The 21,866-nt window shown below is 68.7% G+C and carries 18 protein-coding genes; 4 read left to right on the plus strand and 14 right to left on the minus strand.

What is annotated here, in order from left to right:
* Positions 1 to 88: 88 nt before the first annotated feature.
* From Q4P07_RS08295 to Q4P07_RS08355, 13 genes are all read right to left on the minus strand, one after another.
* Positions 89 to 406 (minus strand): type II toxin-antitoxin system PemK/MazF family toxin, encoded by a 318-nt coding sequence (locus tag Q4P07_RS08295; protein ID WP_303374439.1) that lies wholly within the window; start codon positions 404 to 406, stop codon positions 89 to 91.
* Positions 396 to 626 carry a hypothetical protein gene (locus tag Q4P07_RS08300; RefSeq protein ID WP_303374440.1) on the minus strand — a complete coding sequence of 77 codons (231 nt, stop codon included), beginning with the start codon at positions 624 to 626 and terminating at the stop codon, positions 396 to 398. Before Q4P07_RS08300 ends, Q4P07_RS08295 begins: the two co-directional genes overlap by 11 nt.
* 120 nt (positions 627 to 746) lie before the next feature.
* Entirely contained in the window at positions 747 to 2,591 is a 1,845-nt protein-coding gene (locus Q4P07_RS08305; protein WP_303374441.1) for a glycoside hydrolase family 3 protein, read from the minus strand.
* A gap of 6 nt (positions 2,592 to 2,597) precedes the next feature.
* Positions 2,598 to 4,166: a glucoamylase family protein gene (locus tag Q4P07_RS08310; RefSeq protein WP_303374442.1), complete on the minus strand. Its 1,569-nt coding sequence runs from the start codon at positions 4,164 to 4,166 to the stop codon at positions 2,598 to 2,600.
* A 61-nt stretch (positions 4,167 to 4,227) separates the two neighbouring features.
* Entirely contained in the window at positions 4,228 to 5,058 is an 831-nt protein-coding gene (locus Q4P07_RS08315; RefSeq protein WP_303374443.1) for a carbohydrate ABC transporter permease, read from the minus strand.
* Positions 5,058 to 6,020: a carbohydrate ABC transporter permease gene (locus Q4P07_RS08320; protein ID WP_303374444.1), complete on the minus strand. Its 963-nt coding sequence runs from the start codon at positions 6,018 to 6,020 to the stop codon at positions 5,058 to 5,060. The genes Q4P07_RS08315 and Q4P07_RS08320 overlap by 1 nt, the downstream gene beginning before the upstream one ends.
* A gap of 2 nt (positions 6,021 to 6,022) precedes the next feature.
* Positions 6,023 to 7,321, minus strand: coding sequence for a sugar ABC transporter substrate-binding protein (locus tag Q4P07_RS08325; protein WP_303374445.1), 1,299 nt, complete (start codon positions 7,319 to 7,321; stop codon positions 6,023 to 6,025).
* 1 nt (position 7,322) lies between these two features.
* Entirely contained in the window at positions 7,323 to 8,411 is a 1,089-nt protein-coding gene (locus Q4P07_RS08330) for a LacI family DNA-binding transcriptional regulator (RefSeq protein WP_303374446.1), read from the minus strand.
* A 157-nt stretch (positions 8,412 to 8,568) separates the two neighbouring features.
* Positions 8,569 to 10,137 (minus strand): ATP-dependent DNA ligase, encoded by a 1,569-nt coding sequence (locus Q4P07_RS08335; RefSeq protein ID WP_303374447.1) that lies wholly within the window; start codon positions 10,135 to 10,137, stop codon positions 8,569 to 8,571.
* Between the two features lie 17 nt (positions 10,138 to 10,154).
* Complete coding sequence (rfbA, locus tag Q4P07_RS08340; RefSeq protein ID WP_303374448.1) at positions 10,155 to 11,018, minus strand: glucose-1-phosphate thymidylyltransferase RfbA; 864 nt, start codon at positions 11,016 to 11,018, stop codon at positions 10,155 to 10,157.
* A gap of 15 nt (positions 11,019 to 11,033) precedes the next feature.
* A complete protein-coding gene (locus Q4P07_RS08345; RefSeq protein ID WP_303374449.1) occupies positions 11,034 to 12,797 on the minus strand; it encodes a cell wall-binding repeat-containing protein in 1,764 nt (587 codons plus the stop codon).
* A gap of 48 nt (positions 12,798 to 12,845) precedes the next feature.
* On the minus strand, positions 12,846 to 12,977 hold the full coding sequence (locus Q4P07_RS08350; protein ID WP_303374450.1) for a hypothetical protein: 132 nt from the start codon (positions 12,975 to 12,977) through the stop codon (positions 12,846 to 12,848).
* Positions 12,978 to 13,169: 192 nt separating this feature from the next.
* Positions 13,170 to 13,934 carry a LamB/YcsF family protein gene (locus tag Q4P07_RS08355; RefSeq protein WP_303374451.1) on the minus strand — a complete coding sequence of 255 codons (765 nt, stop codon included), beginning with the start codon at positions 13,932 to 13,934 and terminating at the stop codon, positions 13,170 to 13,172.
* Positions 13,935 to 14,054: 120 nt separating this feature from the next.
* Between Q4P07_RS08355 and Q4P07_RS08360 the strand changes: the two genes are divergently transcribed.
* The 3 genes from Q4P07_RS08360 (at position 14,055) to Q4P07_RS08370 (ending at position 16,946) form a co-directional block, all read left to right on the plus strand.
* Positions 14,055 to 15,440 carry a sensor histidine kinase gene (locus Q4P07_RS08360; protein WP_303374452.1) on the plus strand — a complete coding sequence of 462 codons (1,386 nt, stop codon included), beginning with the start codon at positions 14,055 to 14,057 and terminating at the stop codon, positions 15,438 to 15,440.
* A 100-nt stretch (positions 15,441 to 15,540) separates the two neighbouring features.
* Positions 15,541 to 16,197, plus strand: a complete 657-nt coding sequence (locus tag Q4P07_RS08365; protein ID WP_303374462.1) for a response regulator transcription factor — start codon at positions 15,541 to 15,543, stop codon at positions 16,195 to 16,197.
* Positions 16,194 to 16,946: a DUF4097 family beta strand repeat-containing protein gene (locus Q4P07_RS08370; protein ID WP_303374453.1), complete on the plus strand. Its 753-nt coding sequence runs from the start codon at positions 16,194 to 16,196 to the stop codon at positions 16,944 to 16,946. Before Q4P07_RS08365 ends, Q4P07_RS08370 begins: the two co-directional genes overlap by 4 nt.
* A 120-nt stretch (positions 16,947 to 17,066) precedes the next feature.
* Here Q4P07_RS08370 and Q4P07_RS08375 read toward each other — a convergent pair whose 3' ends face one another.
* Positions 17,067 to 20,717: a S8 family serine peptidase gene (locus tag Q4P07_RS08375; protein WP_303374454.1), complete on the minus strand. Its 3,651-nt coding sequence runs from the start codon at positions 20,715 to 20,717 to the stop codon at positions 17,067 to 17,069.
* A gap of 135 nt (positions 20,718 to 20,852) precedes the next feature.
* Here Q4P07_RS08375 and rfbB point away from each other — a divergent pair, with 135 nt between their 5' ends.
* Positions 20,853 to 21,863, plus strand: coding sequence for a dTDP-glucose 4,6-dehydratase (gene rfbB, locus Q4P07_RS08380; RefSeq protein WP_303374455.1), 1,011 nt, complete (start codon positions 20,853 to 20,855; stop codon positions 21,861 to 21,863).
* Positions 21,864 to 21,866 lie beyond the last annotated feature (3 nt).

The raw sequence follows: 21,866 nt of genomic DNA on the forward strand, positions 1-21,866 counted from the left end.
CCCCTGCCACACCGAACGGCCCGCGCGGCCACACCGGGCGGTCGTTCTTGCCGGACCGAACGGGCGACCGTGACCCTGGCAAGAGAGGTCAGTCCAGGTCCAGCACCGTCAGCAGTGCTGCGTCCACAGCACGCAGTTCTGACGCGGCCAACCGCCCCGCGAACTCTCCCAACCGGATCTCCGGATCGACCACGGTCAACTGCTCGACCATGACCCGCGTCTTGGCCCCGTCGATCTCGATCTCTGGTCGGAAGGATGCCCCGCGCCTTCCGGTGGAGGTCAGCGCGACAAGCCAGGTCGACAGCGGGAGGTCATCGGACTGCACCACCACCGCAAACCGCTTCCCGGCCTGCTCGTGCCCACGGGCGTCCTTGGCTCCTCGAAGCCGGTAGAGATCACCGCGCACGGATGGCGTCCATCTCCAGCGCGAGCTCGCGCGAGGCGGCGACATCCTCTGGATCGTCGCGCAGCGACTCGGCCTCGGCGCGCAGTCGCCGCCGGCGATGCGCCCGTTCAGCCTCGAGGATTGCCGCCCTGGCCGCCTCCGACCTCGACATGCCCTCACGGGTCAACGTTTCGAGGGCGCGCTCCACCTCAGCGTCAGTGCGAATTGTCAGCGTGCTCATACGACAAAACGTAACACATGTGGTGATCTCAGGCGCGCGGCCCGCCGCCCGTCCCGGCGCCATATGAGCGCCACAACCCACGCGCGGTGTGGCCAAAGCGACCGCCCGGTCGAGGCGGCCTCACGCGCTCGTCGCGGCACGATGGCCGCACCGAAACAGCGGGTCGTCAAAGCCGGGCTGATCCTCGGGGTGATCGCGCACATCCTGCATGCTGCGCGGCAGGTCGAAGGGCAACCGTCCACGCGGGCTCACCCGCCCGGTGAGCGCGTCGATCAGCGCGTCATCACTGGTGCCATAGTTCGCGACTAGCGTCGAAGCGACCCCCACCAGCGGGGTCAGCACGGCAGGGCGATCCAGGAAGACATCGACCAGCAGCGGGCACGACTGCGCGATCCGGGCCAGCCGGATCGCCAGGCCCGGCTCGAAGTCGAGCGAGCCCTGGTGAAACCACGCCTCGAGGAAGAGCTCCCCGCGCGGCTCGAAGGGGGCAGCGAGACGCACCAGCGCCAGGTCGGCATCCTCCGGACGGTCGACCACCTGCCCCAGCCGCGCCGCAACCTCTGGCGCCACGCCCTCGACATACACCCGTCGTGATCCGCGCAGCGGCAGCAGCGGCGAGCCCTCCGGCCCCTCGTCCTTGAGCACGGTGACCGACGCAGCCTGCGCCCGCAGCCCGGCCGCCCGGAAGTCCTCACGGCCGACCACCTCGCCGGCGCCCTCCTCATCGACATACGGATCGTCAAAGAGCCCGAGCCGAAACTTCACGGCCAGCAGCCGCCGCGCCGACTCATCGATCCTCGTCTCACTGACCCGGCCCTGCTCGACCAGCGCGGTCAGCACCTCGATGCATTCCTCGCCGCCAAACTGGTCGCACCCGGCCTCCAGCAGCAGCTCCATCCGCGCCGGCGGATCCAGGTGCTCCACCCCCCAGGCGCGCGCCGGCAGCACCTGGCCGTCGACGAAGTTGTCGTTGATCAGCTCCCAGTCCGAGAGCACGACGCCCTCAAACCCCAGCTGGTCACGCAGCAGCCTGGTGATCACCGTCGTGCTGTAGGCGAAGCCGACCGGCTCGATGTCCATCCCGCCCAGCCGCAGCCCGACCGGCCTGGAGTAGTAGGGCATCACCGCGCTCACCCCGGCCGCGATCGCCGCCGGGAACGGCTGCAGGTGCGCGTCCTGGTTGCCGCTGGGATAGACCTGCTCCTTGCCGTAAGGGAAGTGTGAGTCCTCACCGCCTCGCTGCGAGCCGCCACCGGGGAAATGCTTGGCGCAGCACGCCACGCTGCCGGGCCCGAGCGTGCTGCCCTGCAGCCCTTCCAGGTAGGCGACACCCAGCTCGGTGACCAGTTCCGGGTCCTGTCCGAAGGTCTGGGCCTGCCGCGCCCACCGCGGCTCGGTCGCCAGGTCCAGCGTGGGATGCAGCGCCGCCCGGATGCCGACCGCGACATACTCCTGCCGCACGATCTCGGCGAAGCCGCGCACCGCCTCCGCGTCACGCAGCGCCGCCAGGCCAAGCATCTCGGGCCACTGGGAGAAGTGGCCGGCCGCAAAGCTCGCACCGGCATTCTCGGCGAAGGCATGCCGGGGGTCGGTGGAGATCGTGACAGGTATGCCGTGCGGCGTCGCCTCCGCGATCGCCTGGACCGCGTTGTGCCAGCGGGCGGCCAGGCGCGGGTCGCCCAGGACGTGCACGTTGAAGTGGTTGAGCAGCTTGGTGCCCACCACGTGCGAGGTCCCGGACTTGCTGATCGCGCCCGCGCCCTCCACCACCGAGCCGTCCGCACCGGCCTCGATGACCGTGTGAAACATCAGGCCGACCTTCTCGGGGAGGCTGAGCCGTCCGAGCAGGTCCTCGACGCGTTCGGTGACGCTGCGCCGCGGGTCCTCGAAGGGGTCGAGCACGCCGTTGCGGTTGAGGTCTCGATAAGGCAGGCCGTCAGGCCCGGTGGTGAAGGTGGCCGGCATCCCCGGTCAGTCTCCGGGCCCGAAGATCTCCGGCGCGATCACCGGCCGGACATAGCGCTTGACCTCACCAGCGCTGAAATAGCGCCGCAGGTTGTCGCGCGTCATGACATTGCCCAAGGCGCCCATGATCATCGCCTGATCCAACGACAGATGGCGGCGGGCCACGTCGCCGGTCTGGGTGGCGATCGCGTCGTAGAAGCCGCCCGGGCCGTAGGCATCGAAGTCGGACCTGATGTTGACCAGGTTGTCGAAGGCCTCGCGCGGCGCGTGCATCATCGCCAGGAAGGACGCGTGCGGCGTGACGACGCCGTTGCCAAAGGCCTTGCCGGTGTCGTTGCGGTCGTGGTCAGTGTGCTCGATGTCGGAGAAGTAGCCGTCCGGCTTGAGACCGAGCGCGTCCACGCCCCACTCGCTGTAGCCGCCGAGCGGGTGGCTGGCGGGCGAGAAGCCCCAGTAGCCGTATTCGTCCAGGCCGTGCTGGCGCTGGACCGCGACATGGTTGGGGTGGTTGCGGCCCCAGGACCGCGGAGCCCAATCGGCTTCGGGCACGAAGACGTCCGGCATCAACTCCTCAAACATCGAGCCGCCCCAGCCGGGCACGGTCCACCGGTCGTAGTAGTGATAGGCGCCTTCGTAGACGTCCACGCCCAGGTAGGTGCGGGTCTTGCCCTCCGGGATGAGCTCCTGCCAGTCCCACTCCGGCGGGAAGGTCCTCCAGGTCTGGTAGTAGGTGCTCGCGGGCACCTGCTGCTTGGCGATCGCCAGGTAGGTGGTGATGCGGGTCTCGGACACGGCCGTGTCGTAGTGGTGGTCGGCGGTGTACCAGACCGGCTCACCGGCGCCGATCAGATCGCGGGCGATCGTCGGTGGCGGCGCGTTGAGCCGGGTCGGCTCCTCCAGGTAGAAGCCGCCGTAGTTGAGGTAGGGCTTGGAGAAAGTCGGGTCGGCGAAGACGTCGAAGCGCATCCGTTTAAACATCGCCCCGGCCACCTTGGCGTTCCTTCGGTCACTGTTGCGCACCACCAGCAGCGCCGCGCCCAGCCAGGCCGCGTCGACGGAGGACACAAAGGGCACGACGGGGTCGCCGTTGTCGGGCCAGTCGTAGATCACCGACGCGTCTCGCGGGTCGTACCAGTTGTAATACATACCCGACGCGGTGTGATGCTGCATACCCTGCAACGTCTCCAGGGTCTGCCCGATCCGTCGGCTCGCCTCGGCCGGCGTGATGATCCGCAGGTCGCGCGCGACGACGGCGCTCCAGAGGTAGCCGCCGATGTTGGTCGGTGAGGTGTAGACGCCCGGGGCCGCAAGGTCGCCGGTGATGTTGTCCGAGACCAGCCCGGTGCGGGGATCGGTCATCGCGACCAGTGAGGTCCAGGTGTCCCGCGCCCAGGTCATCAGGGTGGCGTGGTCCACCCCCTTGGGCGGCCGCCCTGACGTATGCGGTGCCACACCGGTCGGGAGCGCGGTGGCTTCGGCACTCATCGGGTATGCCGCGAGCGCGGCGGCCGCGAGCCCGCCGGCCAGGGCGGTGCGTCGGGTCACGGGGTGCGCTGCGTCGGGTAGATCGATCATGTCCAGTCTCCTTGGGTTGCGTGCGGTCGCTGGTGCGGTGGATGGGCTGCGCCGAACAGGCCTATTTGAGGCCCGTGCTGGCGATGCCCTGGATGAAGTGCCGTTGGAAGAACAGGAAGACCAGGAGCACCGGCATGACCACGACGGTCGCGCCTGCCAGGAGCAGGCCGTAGTCGGTCTGGTTCTGCCCGGTGGAGACCAGCGCGAGCGCGACGGGGAGGGTGTAGCTCTCCTCGCCCTGGGCCACGACCAGCGGCCACAGGAAGTTGTTCCAGCTGCCCAGGAAGGTGAGGATGCCCAGGGTCGCCAGCGCCGGCGTCAGCAGTGGCAGCACGACGCGCATGAAGATCGTGATCTCGCCGGCACCGTCGATGCGGGCTGCCTCGATCAGATCCTTGGGCAGGCCCATGATGAACTGCCGCATCAAGAACACGCCGAACGGTCCGACCAGGAAGGGCAGGAACAGTCCGGGCAGCGTGTTGACCAGGCCCATGTTGGCGACCAGGACAAACAGCGGCACGAAGGTGACCACGCCAGGGATCATCAGGGTGCCCATGATGAGCGCGAAGATGGTCTTCTTGCCTCGGAAGTTGAGCATCGCCAGGGCATAGCCGACCATCGAGCAGAACAGCAGGTTGGCGACCGTCACGACCACCGCGACCAGCGTGGAGTTGAAGAAGTAGCGGCCGAAGTTGAGGCGGGTGAACAACGCCTTGAAGTTGTCCAGGGTCGGTGACTCCGGCAGCCAGGTCGGCGGCACCTGACGCAGCTCGGCGGTGGTCTTGACGCTGCCCAGCACCATCCAGACGAACGGCGTGATCACGAGCAGCAGGGCAAAGGTGAGCAGTAGGTAGAGCCACCACCGGCTGCGGAAGCTGGATTCTGAGGTCATCAGTCTTCCCTCTCAGCCAGGAAGCGAAACTGGATCACCGTGACGATCACGATGACGATGAAGATCAGATAGCTGATCGCGGCGGCATACCCGTAGTTTCCGAAGCTGAACTGCTTGTAGGTGTACATCGACGCCGAGATCGTGCTGTCAAGAGGCCCGCCGCTGGTCATCACGAACGGTTCCTCAAAGAACTGCAGATAGCCGATCGCGGTGGTGACCGAGACGAAGAGGATCGTCGGCCGCAGGATCGGGATAGTCACGTGCCGGAACCGCTGCCAGGCGCTGGCGCCGTCGATCGCGGCCGCCTCGTGCAGCACCTTGGGCACGCCCTGCAGGCCGGCGAGGAAGATGATCATCGCGGTGCCGAAGTTGCGCCAGGTCGCCATCGCGATGAGCGAGGGCATCGCCCAGGTGGTCGAGCCGAGCCAGTTGGGCCCGTCGACACCGACCCACGCCAGCACCGTGTTGACCAGCCCGCTGTCGGGGTGCAGGAGGAATCTCCATACCACCGCGACCGCGACGATCGAGGTGATCACCGGGGTGTAGAAGCCGAGCCGGAAGAAGGAGCGAAACCTGCTGATCCCCGTGTTGAGCGCCACCGCGGCCGCCAGCGCAAGCGTCATCGTCAACGGCACCCCAATCACCACGAAGTAGCCGGTGTTGAAGGCGGCCTTCAGGAAGATCGGGTCCTGGAAGGCCTTGGTGTATTGGTCGAACGCGACGAAGTTGACCGAGAACGGGGTCCGCAGGTCCTTGTTGCGGATGTCGGTGAAGGACATGAAGATCGACTGGAGCACCGGCCAGGCGGTGAAGATGAGGAAGAGCAGCAGGAAGGGCAGGGTGAGCAGCCACCCGGCCCGCTCCTCCCGCGCGGCACCTGGCGCGCCGGAGGAGCGGGTCTTCAGCGGTGGCGCAGCGGCACCCGTGGCCTGCGACGGCGGTGTCGCGGTCGGGGCCGACATGACTACTGCCCGGTGCCGATCGAGTCAGCCTTGGCCTGGGCGGCCTTGAGGGCTTCCTCCGCGGACAGACCAGACTTGGCGACCTTCTCGATCTCGCCGTCGAAGGAGGTGGCGACCTCTTCCCAGCTCGGGAAGCTCGGCGGAGCCTGGGCGGTCTTGAGGGCCTCACCAAACTTGGTCAGCTTCTCGTCCTTGGTCAGCGACTGGTCCTCCCAGGCGCTCTGGACCGAGGGCAGGTCGGTGGTCATGCCGTACCACTTGACCTGGGTCTCGGGCTGGGAGAGCCACTCCACGAGCGTCCAGGCCGCATCGCGGCTTTCGGTGGACTTGAAGACGGCCAGGTTGGAGCCGCCGATGAAGGAGCTGGACTCGCCGCCTTCTGCAGCCGGGATCGGGGCCACGTCATATTTGCCGGCGAAGTCGGCGTCGCCGTCACCCTTGGCAAAGTCCTCGACGATGGCCATCATCCACGGGCCGGAGATAAACATCGGGACCGCGCCGCTGACGAAGTCGGCCTCGGTCTGGCCCTCGGGCGGGCTCGGGTTGGCGAGCTTGTCGGCAAAGAAGCTGCCGTAGTAGTCGACGGCCTTGACCATCTCCGGGGTGTCGAAGGTGTAGGCGCTGTCCGAGGCGACGGAGGCGCCAGCCGACCACGCGAACGGGAGCACCGTCTGCCAGGAGCCCTGGCCACCGGGCTGCAGGCTGATGCCCCAGTCGGCGCCGCCCTTCTCCTTCATCGCCGCGGCCATGTCCTTGAAGCCAGCCTGGTCGGCGGGCACCTTGTCCATGCCAGCCTTGGTCGCGACGTCGGTGCGGTAGTAGACCATCCGGGTCTCGACATACCAGGGGACGCCGTATGACGTGCCGTCGACGACGGTCGTGCCCTGGGCGCCGGGGAAGAAGCTCGAGGTGTCGATCGAGCCGGGCGTCGGGTCGAGCGCGTCCATCCCGGCGAACTCGCCCATCCAGGTGGTGCCGACCATCGCCACGTCCGGCGTGGTGCCGGCGGTGATGGAGTTGACGAACTTGTCGTGCGCCGAGTCCCAGGGGACGGCGGTGACGTTGACCAAGATGTCGGGGTAGGCGGCCGTGAACTCCTTGACCAGCTCCGGGAGCTTCTCGCCCTCGGCGCCCATGGCCCAGACGTCGAGGTCTCCGGAGGCGTCCGCGGTCGAGATCGCGGCTCCGGTTTGTGCGGGGGCGTCGCCGCTGCTGCCGGTGTCGCCGCTGTCACGGCCGCAGCCGGAGAGCGCCAGGGCGGCACTCGCGGTAAACGCGATCATCATCGTGGTGCGTCTCATCTCACAACTCCTCTGGGTGGGGTTCAGCGCTTGGTGCAGGGTCGGGTGTGGGTGTGGGGTCGGTGGTGCAGCCGCACGACTGGCGGAGCACCACGGTGGTGGGCAGCTGATGCTGATCCGCCGGGTCGGCGGGGGGCTGGTGGGTGCCGCGCGCGGCATCCTCGGTGAGCTCGCACATGCGGATGGCGGTCTGGGCGGCCAGCTGGCGGACCGGCTGGGCGACAGTGGTCAGGGCCGGGCGGACTAGGCGGGCCGAGGGCACGTCGTCGAAGCCGGTGACGGCGAGCGCGCCGGGCAGGTCGACGCCGGCGCGGCTGAGGTGGTCGAGGATGCCGAGGGCGAGCTCGTCATTGGCGCAGACGAGGGCGTCGGCGTCGATCTCGCCACGCAGGTAGGCGGCCGCGACCGCACGTCCGTCGCTTTCTTCGTAGCGGACCCGGACGGGTTGCGCGGGCTCGCCGAGGTCGGCGGCGACGGAGCAGAACGCGTCGTAGCGGTCCTGCACGTCGGAGGCGAGGCTGGGGTCGCCGACGAAGACGAGCCGGCGACGGCCGTGGTCGTGGACGAGGTGGCGGGTCAGCGCGGTCACGCTGCCGCTGCTCTGGGTGACGAAGTTCTCAATGTCATGAACGGCGCCGGAGATCCCGATGACCGGGATCTTGTGGGTGACCGCCCTGACGGCGGAGGCTGACACCTCGACGCCGCCCATCAGCACGATGCCGTCGACGCGCGCCGCCAGGCGCAGGAGGCTGACCTCGATGTCGGGCCGGTCGTCGACGATGAGAAGGAGCACGCTCTGGCCGGCGGCGGAAGCGACCGACTCATAGCCCATCAGGAGGTCGGAGTAGTAGGTGCCGGAGAGCTCGGGCAGCACCAGGCCGTGCGCGTTGAAGCGCCTCCTGGCCAGCGAGGCCGCCGCGCTGTGCGGCACGTAGTCAAGCTCGGCGATCGCCTCGTGGACCCGTCGTCGCGTCTCTTCCCTGACCCGCTCCGGGTGGCTGATCACCCGGGACACGGTCGCCACCGAGACGCCAGCGCGCTGCCCCACCGTGTAAACGGTGGGGCGCCCTCGGCTGGGCACGGGGTCCATGCGATGACCTTTCACGGCGATGTGTGATCAAGGTGATGTAAGCGCTTACATCGTGGTGTGACCGTAGCGCAGGGTCGCGCACTCCCGCAAGGGGTAAGACCTGACCGCCCGGGCTAGCCGCTCCCCTGGAGGCCCCAACGACCGTCCGGTGGCTTGGTCAGGTGGAGCGCAGGTCGGCGAGGGTGTCGGCCTCGCCGGGGGTCTTGTCGTCGCGGTAACGCAGCACCCGGGCGAAGCGCAGCGCGAGGCCACCGGGGTAGCGGCGCGAGGTCTGCACGCCGTCGTAGGCGATCTCGACCACCTGCTGCGGACTGACGTGGACGACCCCGTCATCCCGACTGGTCTCCAGCTGCAGGAAGCGTGCGGTCTGCCACGTCAGCATCGCGTCGGTCATGCCCTTGAACGTCTTGCCGACCATCACCAACGCACCGGTCTGCGGGTCTCGCGCCGCCAGGTGGATGTTGGACAGCCATCCCTTGCGCCGACCACTACCCCACTCGACGGCGGTCACGACCAGGTCGGCCGTGCGGCGCGGTTTGACCTTGACCCACCCGGCGCCGCGTCGGCCGGCGGCGTAGGGCGCGCCACACTCCTTGACGACGACGCCCTCGTGACCACGCGCGAGCACCTCCTCAAAGAACGCCTGCGCCGCGGCTGGGTCGGCAGTGACCAGCCGGTCGACGAGGAGTTCGGGTGCCAGCTTGCGCAGCGCTGCCCAGCGCGTCGCGGCGGGGTGGTCGACCAGGTCCTGGCCGTCGAGGTGCAGGAGGTCAAAGAGGTAGGTCGTGACGGGGGTCGTCTGCGCCATCGCGCCCGGGTCGGCGCTGGAGGCGGTCCGGGCGCCGGTCACCTGGAAGGGCTCAGGGCGACCCTCGGCACCCAACGCGATGACTTCACCGTCCAGGACCGCCTGCTGGGCGGGAAGGGCGCAGATGGCCGTGACCACCTCGGGCAGGCGGTCGGTGATCTCCTCCAGGCTGCGCGTGTAGAGCCGGACCGGGACCTCGGCCCTGCGATCCAAGTGGACCTGGATGCGGATGCCGTCGAGCTTGGACTCGACCGCGACCTCACGACTGCCGTCGACAGCTATTGCCACCTCCGGCGCCGACCCGGCCAGCATCGGCCGCAGTGGCCGTCCGACCTCCAGCCTCAGCGCTTCCAGCGCATCGGCGCCGGCCAGGAGGGCGGCGGCCGCGACCGGCCCCGGGAAACCCGTCAGCATCACCGCCCGCCGGACCAACGGCTCCGGCACCTCGGCAGCCTGCGCGATCGCGGGGAGCAGCACACCGTCGCCGGCCCCCTGACGCAGTTCACCGGTGATCAGACCGACTAGCCAGCGTTGCTCGTCGCCGGTCGCGCGCGAAAACAGCTCCTGCACCTCGGCCCCACGAGCCGTGGCCGAGCCTTGGCCGGAGAGGCTGCGCAGGTGGCTGAGGGCGTCGTCGACCTCCAGGACGCTCAGCACGGGGGCGGGCGCCGGGTCAGGAAGGGAGCGCAACCCCCGCCAGCTCACGCCGACGGTGCGCTGCGGGAGCGTGCCCGCGAGGTAGTCGGCCACCACGGCCACCAGCCGTGCCCGGCCATCTCCCCCGTCCACCGTCTCCGGCCCGAGCTCACTCCTGTCCGCGGCCTCCCGCAGGGTCTGCGCGAGCAACGCGGTCTTGGCCGTGCGCGACCTGGTCCCGGCCACGGCGGCTGAGGTCTCGATCACCCGGGAAAGCTGCATACCTCATCCTGTCCGAGCTAGCCGTCGAGCAGGCTGAGCAGATAGGCGCCGTAGCCAGATTTGACCAAGGGTTCGGCCCGCTCGACGAGGCCGGCGTCGTCGATAAAGCCCATCCGCCAAGCCACCTCTTCGGGGCAGCCGATCTTCTGGTCCTGGCGCGCCTCGAGGGTGCGGACAAAGTTGGAGGCGTCGTTGAGCGAGTCGAAAGTGCCGGTGTCCAGCCACGCGGTGCCGCGCTGCAGGACCTCGACCTCCAGCTCGCCGGCCTCCAGGTAGCGGCGGTTGAGGTCGGTGATCTCGAGCTCACCGCGAGGAGAGGGGGTGAGTTCCCGAGCCCACTGGATGACTCGCCGGTCATAGAAGTAGAGGCCGGGAACCGCATACGCGCTCCGAGGAGCGGCCGGCTTCTCCTCCAGCGAGATGGCCCGCCCAGAGGCGTCGAACTCGACGACCCCGTAGTCGCTGGGATTGGCTACGCGATAGCCGAAGACGGCCGCCCCAGTCAGGTCGGTATGGCGACGCAGCTGGGTGCCCAGCCCAGGGCCGTAAAAGATGTTGTCGCCCAGGACGAGGGCCGAGGTGTCCTCGCCGACGTGGTCGGCCCCGAGGATGAACGCCTGGGCCAGGCCGTCCGGTGAGGGCTGCTGGACGTAGGTGATATTGATGCCGAATTGCGAGCCGTCGCCCAGCAGCCGCTGGAACTGTGCCGCATCGTGCGGCGTGGTGATGACCAGGACGTCCTGGATGCCGGCCAGCATGAGGGTGGACAGCGGGTAGTAGATCATCGGCTTGTCGTAGACGGGCACGAGCTGCTTGCTGATCCCGAGGGTGATCGGGTGCAGCCGGGAGCCGGTGCCGCCAGCCAGGAGGATGCCGCGCATGCGGGTAAACCTAACTCAGCCGCCGTTGCCGGCTCCCTGCAGGATCTCCTGGGGCGAGCGGTCCGGCGCGAGACCGGGGACTCCCGACTCGTCAAGGACCGGGCCGAGCTCGCTCGAGTCGGCCGGGACGCCCTGCACGGTGACCGAGCCGCGACGATAGACGACGTTGCCTGGCTTCATCCCGGGCACAAGCTCGTCCAGGGAGACGAGGGTGAAGCCCAGGGAGTGCAGGTCGTCGATGATGCCGGGGGCCGCGTTGACGGTGTTCCAGTGGACGTCGTGCATCAGGATGATCGAGCCGTTGCGGGCCGCGCTCACGACGTTCTGACGCGTGGTGGCCGAGCTCGGTGGGCCGTCCCAGTCGCGGGGGTCCACATCCCACAGGATGAGCGGGAAGCCGAGGTTGCGGGTGTTGGTGTTGTAGGAACCGTAGGGCGGGCGCAGCAGAGTGGTGGCCTTGACGCCGTGTTGACCCAGCTCGTTGTCAGTCACGTCCACCTCCCACTGCTGCTGGGCCTTGGTCAGCGTCGTCAGCTGTTTGTGGTCCCAGGTGTGGTTGCCGATCGTGTGCCCCTCGACATAGGCCCGCCGGGTCGGGGCAGGGTTGCCATCGACCATCTGGCCGACCACGAAGAAGGTGGCCGGGACCCGCTTGCTGGCCAAGGTGTTGAGCAGCGTGGGCGTGCCGGCGCCCGGCCCGTCGTCATAGGTGATCGCAACGCACTTGAGCACCGCGCAGTCCGGCTTGGCCCTGGCCGCCATCGAGGCACCGACGAGGGTGGACGAGCACAGCGTGGAGGTGCCGCCCAGCGCCACGACTGCGGACGGGTGCCGCGCCCGCAGGAAAGCCTTGGTGTGGCTGTTGACGGGCTCGCAGGTGCCGGGGGTCAGCAGGACCGGCCCGTCCTTGAGCATGCCGGAGACCACGGCATCGACGAAGTTGTTGCCGTCACCCCGGGCGATGTAGGCACGGCTGGTGCGCGAAGGGTAGGCGCGCTTGGCGATGTTGGCAGCCACCTCGTAACGGTTGGCTCCGCCGACCCGCGAGACGGTCCGTCCCGCGCCGGCCGCGGTCAGCGCCGCCTCCGAGACCGAGGCCGGTCCGCCGAGGGCGACCACGTTGGTGGGGTTGAGCTCGGCCAGGACCGCGGCGGTCGCAGCCGGCACGCTGCGTCCGTCGCGGGAGACCAGCAAGATCGGGCCATCACGCAGCGACCCGCCGACGACGGCGTCCGGGGTGACCTCACCCTTGGTCAGATAAACGGTGGCGGAGCCGCCGGAGAAAGCGCCGCGCGCGATGTTGGCCGAGGACTCGAACCTGTCCACCCCGCCCAGCCGTCCCGTGGCGCGGCCACCCGCTGCCTGGGCCAGCACTTTGTCGCAGACAGATGTGGTGCCACCGAGGGCAATCACCCGAGACGGGTTGATCCTGGCCACTTCGGTCGCCGTGACGGCCGGCAGGGTGCCGCACTCAGGACGCACCAGCAGGACCGGCCCGTCCTCGAGCGTGCCAGCCGTGAGCGCGTCGGCGAAGGTGTCGCTGCGGGTGAGGTAGACGACCTTCGCGGTGGCCGGATCGGCATATCTGTACTTAGAGATGTTGACCGCCACCGCGTAGCGGTCGGCTCCCCCGATGCGCCCTGTCGACGCTGCCTGACCAGCCGCAGCGAGTTGCTCGGCCTGCGCTTCAGGTGGGCTCCCCGGTGCGGCAGCAGAAGGTGCCGAAAGACCGGCTGCCACGAGGGCAAATGCAGCGATGAGCGTCCCGAGTTTCCCCATGAGCGGACGCTACACCTGACCACCCCGGTTGTCACGGGTTTTCCGCTCTCACCTCGACGGCCAGGCCAAAGACAGAGTGGCCGCCTTCTTGATCAACTCCATACCTTCGCCATACCCACTCCAGACCAAAGTCTCGCTAACGTTGAAGATGTCGACGCGGATCGGGACGGGTGCCCACATCTCACCCCGCCTGTGCCCGTTGTCGGAAGTCGTAGGCCAAGTCACCACCGAGCTTCCCCTGCACACGTGGTGACGGGAGAGGGTCGCCCGCGCAACGGGAGGGCGTGCCGCCGTCACGGGCGTGGCGCGCCCTCCCTACAACTTTGTTCACGCCTAGAACTCTGTCAACGACGGGCCGGTATGCGGTGCCGCTCAGGTCGTCTTGGTGAAGGCGTTGACCTCGATGCCCTCCGCCTCCAACGCAGACCTGACCGCGAGCGCCAGCGCAGCCGCTCCAGCGTTGTCCCCAGTCGTGCAGATCGACTCGACGTCCACGCGCACGTCGGTGCCGTCGACAGCCGTGATGACACCATCCCTGACCAGCCGCACCATCCGGGCTGCGGCCTCCTCGGGGTCGTGGCAAACGGCTCCCTCCCGCCCACGAGGAATCAACCGACCGTCCGGCAGATAGGCACGGTCCGCGAAGGCCTCGGCGACGACCCGGACCCCCCGCAGCCTCGCGCGGCGAGCCACCAACGAGCCGGCCTGGTGCAGCAGGGCGAGGGAGTCGTCATAGGCGCACAGGGCCTCGAGCAGTGCCCGCGCCTGGCCGTCGTTGGTCGCGACCACGTGATAGAGCGCGCCGTGCGGCCTGACGTAGGAAAGGCGGGTGCCCGCCGCCCGACACATCGCATCGAGCGCGCCCAGCTGATAGAGGATGTCGGCCTGGAGCTCATCGGAGGCGACGTCGAGGAAGCGACGTCCGAAGCCAACGAGGTCCCGGTAGCCCACCTGAGCGCCGATCGCGACCCCTCGTCGCGCCGCCTGCTCGCAGGTGTGCTTGAGCGTGAGCGGGTCGCCCGCGTGAAAGCCGCAGGCGACGTTGGCGCTGGTCACCACCTGGAGCATCGCCTCGTCATCACCCAGACGCCAGGCGCCGAAGGACTCACCCACGTCTGCGTTGAGGTCGATGTGCACCGACTCAGCGTCGCACACGTCTCCGTGGCGGGGTCGGTGCGACCAGCCGGGGGATAGCCCCCGGCTCGACGGGCGGCGTGCACCCTGTCCCCGACGACGCGGGCTCACTAGGTTTGAACCATGATGACGCTCTCCTCGCTCGCGGACGGTCCGTGGGACCTGCCCCCGCTGGCGCAGCCGCCACGCGACGATGCGGACGGGCAGACGCGCCAGTCCACCCAGTCAAGGCAGCACAGCCGACCGCGGCGCGCGTTCGACACCTGGCTGGGCAACTGGTGGAGCGTGGCGCTGCGCGGCCCCGAGCTCTTCCTCGCCGTCGCGGCGATGATCCTGGCCAGCCTGGCGGTCGCGGGCTTCTTCTCCTTGCCAGCCGTAGGCACCGGGCTCCTCCTGCTCGTCCCTGCGCTCTGGGGTGCCTGGGGTCTGGGGCGGTGGCAGCGGCGCCTGCTCCTGGCGTTCACCGGCGTGGACATCGGGCCGTCGCCCGCTGGCGCCACGCAGACGTGGCGGCGCGTCCTGGGCCTGGACCAACCGCGCCTGGCCGCCCTCGCCTGGGCCGGGCTGCACGCCCTCTGGGGACTGCTCGCCAGCGTCCTGGTCCTGGTGATCCTCACCGAAGGCGTGAGTCTGCTCAGCGTCCCGCTCGTGGCGGGATGGGCCCCTGACGGTGAGGTCAACCTGCTGGTCATGTCGGTCTCCAGCCCCATCGGGTATGCCGCCGCCTGGCTCGTGGGCTTCGCCCTGGTGGTGGGCACACCCTGGCTCGCTCGGGGTCTGGCCAGCGTCGACATCGCGCTGGGCCGATGGCTGCTGGGGGTCGACCCCCAACGGCAGCTGCGCGAGATGAGCCAGCGGGTGCGCACCCTGACGACCACGCGCGAGGAGACCGTCGACTCAGTCGAGGCCGAGAGGCGCCGCATCGAGCGAGACCTGCACGACGGACCGCAGCAGCGGCTTGTCTCCATCGCGATGACGCTCGGGCTGGCCAGGACCCAGCTCGACACCGACCCCGCCGCCGCCCGCGCGCTGATCGACGAGGCGCACGCGTCGAGCAAAGAGGCGATCACCGAGATGCGGCAGGTGGCCCGCGGCATCGTCCCGCCGATCCTGGCCGATCGTGGCCTGGACGCAGCGGTCTCCGCGCTCGCCGACCGCAGCCCCATCCCGGTGGCCGTGACCACCCGGCTCCACGACCGGCTCGACCCGACGATCGAGGCGATCGCCTACTTCTGCGTGTCCGAGTCCCTCACCAACATCGCCAAGCACGCTGGCGCCACCCGGGCCAGCCTCGACCTCGGCGTGGCCCGCGCTTTGATCGGCGACCGCCTGGCCATCACGGTGACCGACGATGGCCGCGGTGGGGCCATCGAGGGCGCCGGGAGCGGGCTGACCGGCCTGCGCCAGCGGGTCGCTTCCGTCGACGGCGACCTGCACGTCCAGTCCCCGGTCGGTGGCGGCACCACTGTCTCGATCACCCTGCCGCTGCGCGGCCGCCGATCCGCATGACCACCGACGACGAGCACGGAGCCGAGCAGCGATGAGAGCCGCGATGAGCAAGGGCACCCCATCTGACCCGCACGCCACTGAGCACGAGGCAACGGCGCCGTTGCGCGTGATCCTGGCCGAGGACTCCGTGCTCCTGCGCGACGGGCTGGTCCGGCTCCTGCAGGCCGCAGGGCTGGAGGTCGTCGATGCCTGTCCCGACGCGGTCACCTTCCTCACCAGCGTCCGCGAGCACCGCCCCGACCTCGTCGTCGTGGACGTGCGGATGCCGCCAACGTTTACCTCCGAGGGCATCGAGGCCGCGCTCCAGGTCCGGGCCGAGTTGCCGGAGACCAGCGTGCTGGTGCTGAGCCAGTATGTCGAGGAGCGCTACGCCACCGAGCTGCTCGCTGGCCGTGCCAAGGGCGTGGGCTATCTGCTCAAGGACCGTGTCGCCGACACCCAGGACTTCATCGACGCGCTGCACACCGTCGCGGGCGGGGGCACCGCGCTCGATCCCGAGGTCGTCTCGCAGCTGATGTCCCGGGCCCGCAACCAGGACCCCCTGGCCCGGCTTACTCCCCGGGAGCACGATGTGCTGGCGTTGATGGCGCAAGGGCGCAGCAACAGTGCGATCAGCAAGGAGCTGTTCATCGGCGAGGGCGCGGTCGAGAAGAACGTCTCCGCCATCTTCAGCAAGCTCGACCTGGTCCCGACCGACGTCGACCATCGTCGCGTGCTGGCCGTCCTGCAGTGGCTCGAGCACGGGGGCACCCCGTGAGCAGCCCCGTGATGGACACCCCGCTGCCGACCGCTACGCCGCCGCCGCCCCCCCGGACCAGGTATGGCGTGCTCCGCGCAGTCGGCGCGGGTGTGACCGGGCTGCTCGTGCTGGCGGGCGCGACGTCTGCGCTGCCGGAGCTGGTCACCAGCTCCCAACTCCGAGACCTTGGGTGGGCGCCCGACACGGTGGAGCTTCAGGTCGAGGGTGCCGTCGGCGAGGTGCGCGTGCGCGAAGGTGGGGACCCGTCGATCATGCTGACGCAGACGTGGGCCTTCCACGAGCCGAAGACCACGGTCGACTCGATCAATGGGGTAACCAAGGTTTTCATGGACTGCAGCAACGGGTTCCTGCGGCGCTGCAACGGTGACTGGGACATCATCGTGCCCAGCGGCACCAAGGTGGTGGTGCGCTCCTCTTTCGGTGACATCGCCCTGCGAGATCTCACGGGCGACGTGGTCGTCGCCGGGTCCGTCGGTGACGTCGACGTCACCGGCGCGCCGGCCAGCCTAGACGTGCAGACCTCCCTCGGCGACGTGACCGCACACCTGGGAGAACCAGCGGAGTCCGTGCGCGTGCAGACCAACATCGGGGACATCACCGTGATCGTGCCGGACACGGTGTCCTATGCCGTGCAGGCCCGCTCCGAACTGGCCACACCGACGCCGAAGGTCCGCCAGGACCCCGCCTCGCCCTACACGATCGACGTGAGCAGCGACATCGGCGAGATCCAGGTGAGCAACGAGTAGGGCGGACCCACCCTGGGGCGGCGCTCACCTCTTCGTGCACCGAGCGCAGGAACCCCCCGCATCCGGTGGATGCGGGGGGTTCTGCGTGTGCGTGTCTGACCGGCTAGCTTGCCGTCACCCTCACGGGTAGACGAGCGAGGCCAACTGGTCCTCCACGGGGAGGCTCACCGAGACGAGTCCACCAGCGATGTGGATCTCGTTGGGCTGGAGCCTGGTCAGCGCGGCCAGCGTGGATGCCGGCAGCGAGGTGGGCCTGGTGAGGAGCACCGGGCTGTTGTTCATCGCCGCGACCGGGGCCGCCGTCAGGGCGTCGGGGTAGTCCGTGCCCTTGGCGATCCAGGCCTGCGCGGTCGGCGTGTCATACATCTTCGACAGGTTCGCCGCCACTTCGTAGCGGTCAGCACCACCGATCCGCACGACCTTGTCGGCGTAGGCACCCAGCGCGTTCTTCACCGAGGCAGACACCGTAGCGGGTCCACCGACGATGACGATCGTCTTCGGCGTGAACCGCTTGAGCTGAGCCTTGGTCACAGCCGGGAGCGAGGTGCCCCGCGTGAGCAGGACCGGTGAGTCCTCCATGCCCGCACGAGCGGCCGCCGACAGCGCGTCGGGGAAGACCTCGCCGCTGGCGAGGAAGACCGTGTCGACGTTGGTCGGGAAGAAGGCCGCGACATTGGCCGCCACCTCGTAGCGGTCAGCGCCACCCACCCGGGTGACAGCGCCATACTCACCCAGCGCCGTCATCACGGCAGGCGAGACGGTGGCCGGGCCACCGAGCACGATGATCTTGCTCGGGTCGAGGGTCTGCAACGCCATCCTGGTCGCTGCCGGCAGCGCGGTGCCGCGGGTCAACAGGACGGGGTGCCCGTCTGAGCCAGCCTTCGCGCTGCCCGCGAGGGCATCGGGGAAGACCAGACCAGAGGCGATGTAGACAGTGTCCGACCCATCCGGGAAGTTCTCCAGGGCGATCTCTGTCGCCACGGAGTAACGGTCCTGACCCTGATAGCGGGTCACCATCGAGGTGGTGCTGGTGTCTGCCCAGGCAATCTCGAAGGACGGGCTGGTCCAGGACTCGACGCCCGCGGTGCGGGTGTCGTTCCAGGCACTGGCCTTGGTGACCTCGACCTGGATGAGGTAGTCGCCCGAGGGGACCTGGACGCGGGCGCCGTTGGCGTCCACGACCTTGCCGTCCCAGGTGTAGACACCGATGCCGTTGCGCGTAGCGCTGCGGGCGAGGTAGTCCTCTTCCTTGACAACACCCAGGGACTGCCCCTTGGAGCCGTCCGCGTTGGCCGCAAAGGCTGTCCAGACCATCTTGCGGGCCTGGTGCTCGAAGTGGATCGCCGCGCTGGGGACGTCACCGTCCTCCATGGTGTAGGTCACACCTTCACCGACGATGTTCCAGTCGCCTGCCGCGTCCGTGCAGTCCACGCCGAGGAAGAACTGGCAGGTAGCCAGCTTGACCAGGACCGGGAGCTCCAGGGTGGTCGCACCCTGGGCGTCGATCATGTCGGCGAGCACCTCGACGCTCTGCAGGTCGCCCGCGTAGCCGCCGTAACCCACCGCGTAGTCCGAGGTCTCGTTGGTGAACCAGACGTAGCCGCCGTAGACCGCCGTGGGGTAGTTCGGCGTGGTGATCGACACATCGACGCTGGCGCTGCCGCTGGCCGGGACCGTCACGGTCTGGGCACTCAGGGTGACGTCCGCGTCGGCGTAGTCATAGTCCCAGTCGTTGGCCGTGCCCATGGTCGCGACGGCCGGCTCCGTGGAGACGTCATACGTCTGCGCCGTGTCCGTGAGGTTGGTCAGCGTGACCGTGTGTGACGTGCTGACGCCCGGTGCCTGCTGACCCAGCTGGATCAGACCCGGCTCGAGCTGCACGTCCGCCAGGATCGACTTGTCGATCTGGATCAGGCCAGCACCCTGACGGTGCACGACCTCCAGACCGGCGGCCGGCGCAATGTTCAGCGGCAGCTGGACGGACGAGTTCTGCAGCTTGACTCGCACGTCGTGCGGGGTCAGGCCCGGGTCGGCCTCCAGCATCAACGCGGCAGCACCGGCCACGTGGGGGGATGCCATCGACGTGCCCGAGAGAGAGGCATGTCCACCCATCTCCAACGGGTAGGTCGAGTAGATCGACCCACCCGGGGCCGAGACGTCCGGCTTGATGGTCAGGTCCGCCGTGGGACCGAAGGAGCTGAAGTCGCTCATCAGCCCACCGGTGGCGTTCGGGATGGACGCCATCTGGTCAGTGAACGTGATGGTCGTCGGCGCGTCGGTGTAGTAGTCGTTCACCAGTGCCGCGCCGTCGGAGTCGGAGACCATCCCGACCGGGATGGTGACGGGTGGGTCACCTGCCACGGTGGGGCTGATGACGCCTGGGGCGTTGTTGTAGATGATGACTCCGAGAGCACCAGCAGCCTGCGCCTCGTAGGCCTTCTCGTAGAACGAGCAGACTCCACGCTGCACGAGCACCCAGTTGCCGTCGATAAGCGCCTTCTGCGCGTCCGTGTAGGGCGCCTCCGTGACGGCGCAGCCGCGGGCCTCTGCGGTCCCTGGCTGACCGAGGGCGACGAGCTCGACGGTCCCGGAGGTCGGCAAGGCAGCGGTGCTGCCGGCGGCCTCGGCGATCGGGATCTCGTTGCCGTCCTCGTCGAGGACGACTGCGGACATGTAGTTGAGGTTGTCGACCGAGCCGACACCGATGGTGTCGGTTCCTACACCGGGCGAGCCGGCGGCGTAGGGGCCGTATTCGCCCTCGTTGCCGATGGAGGCGGCGACGATGACGCCCTCACGCGCGAGGGCGTCGGTGGCCTGGGAGGTGGGGTACTCCTGCCAGGAGGAGAACGCCGAGCCGATGGACAGGTTGACCACGTCCATCTTGTCGGCCAGCGCCTTCTCCATGGCGTGCAGCATGATGTCGGCCTCGGTGGAGCCCTCGCAGCCGAAGACGCGGTAGGCGCCGAAGGTCACGCCCGGCGCCACGCCGGTGACCTCACCGTCAGCGCCGACGATGCCGGCGACGTGGGTGCCGTGGCCCTGGCAGTCGTCCGGGTTGGGGTCCGGCTTGGCCTGCGGCTGGTAATCCGCGGTGCTGGGGTCGGCGTTGTAGTCGTCGCCGACGAAGTCATAGCCCTTGGTGACGCGGGCGGTGGGGAACGCGGTGGAGCCCGGCGAGCCGTTGCCGCCGAGGTCGGGGTGGTCGATGTCGATGCCGGTGTCGATGATGCCGACCTTGACGCCGGCGCCGGTGAAACCGAGCTCGCTCTGCACGATGTCGGCGCCAGTCATGGAGATGGCGGTGAACAGCGCGGGGTCGATGGTGCCCTGCGGCAGGTCGGGTGCGTCGATGATCCCGACCGGGAAGATCGCCTCGACCACCGACGAAGAAGCCAGCGCGCTCAGACCGGAGTCGTCGACATTGACCGAGACGCCGTTCCACAGGGTGCCGAACTCGCTGCGGACCTCGACGTCGAGGCCCGCGTCGGAAGCGTCGGCCATGAAGGCGTTGCGCTCCGCCTTGATGGAGGATAGCGACCCGCCCTCCGCGACGGACTGGCCGGCGAACTGGACGAAGTAGGCATGTGGCGTCGCCTCGACCCCGCTGAGCATGTTGTCGTGGATCTTGCTCTCGGGCGCTGGCGAACCAGGCGCGATCGGGCCATCAGCAGCATTGGCGGCGATCGGTGCGAAGAACGCACCCACCATCGACAACGCGGCGAGACCTACGAGAGCACGGCGAGGACTAGACCCCGGGTGTGCTGAATTCACGCGATATCTCCCTTGACTGCGCGCAGCGAGGACCGGTTGGTCCACGGCCTTTCGAGCCTACGGCGCACAAAGTCGATAAGGGGAGCTTGGCGTAACGTTTATATAACGATCACAGGCACCGCCTAGGGTGGCGGCATGCGTCGACTTCTCGTGACCGGCGGAGCTGGCTTCATCGGCTCCAACTTTGTCCGCTATCTGATGGAGCATTCCGACGCCCATGTCACGGTGCTGGACAAGATGACTTATGCCGCGTCCCGGGAATCGCTGGCGGGTCTGCCGGCTGACCGGGTCGAGCTGGTCGTCGGAGACATCTGCGACGCAGTCTTGGTGGACCAGCTCGTCAGCCGCCTGAGCGGTGAGCGCGATGCCCTGGTGCACTACGCCGCCGAGTCGCACAACGACAACAGCCTGCACGACCCCTCGCCCTTCATCACGACCAACATCGTGGGCACCTTCACCCTGCTCGAGGCGGTCCGTCGCCACGGCGTCCGGATGCACCACATCTCCACCGACGAGGTGTATGGCGACCTCGAACTGGACGACCCGGAGCGCTTCACCGAGTCCACTCCCTACCGGCCGTCCTCGCCATACTCCGCGTCCAAGGCGGGTGCCGACCACCTGGTGCGCGCCTGGGCCCGGTCCTTCGGGGTCCCGGTGACGCTGAGCAACTGCTCCAATAACTACGGCCCCTGGCAGCACATCGAGAAATTCATCCCGCGCCAGATCACCAACCTCCTCGACGGCGGCCGGGTCAAGCTCTACGGCTCCGGCCGCAACGTCCGCGACTGGATCCACGCGGACGACCACTCCAGCGCTGTCTGGACGATCCTCAACGAGGGCTCCATCGGGCAGACCTACTTGATCGGGGCCGACGGTGAGCTGTCCAACCGGCAGGTCATTGCGCTGATCCTGCAGCAGCTCGGGCAGGACCCCGACGACTTCGACCACGTCACCGACCGAGCCGGGCACGACCTGCGCTACGCGATCGACGCGAGCATGCTGCGCACCGAGCTGGGCTGGAAGCCGCAGTTCGGCGCTTTCGAGGAGGGACTGGCGCGCACGATCGACTGGTATCGCGACCACCGTGACTGGTGGGCGCCCCAGAAGGCCGCGACCGAGGCCACCTATGCGGCGAAGGGGCAGTGAGCC

The sequence above is a fragment of the Ornithinimicrobium sp. genome (assembly GCF_030537745.1).
In the GTDB taxonomy this organism is placed as follows: Bacteria; Actinomycetota; Actinomycetes; order Actinomycetales; family Dermatophilaceae; genus Ornithinicoccus.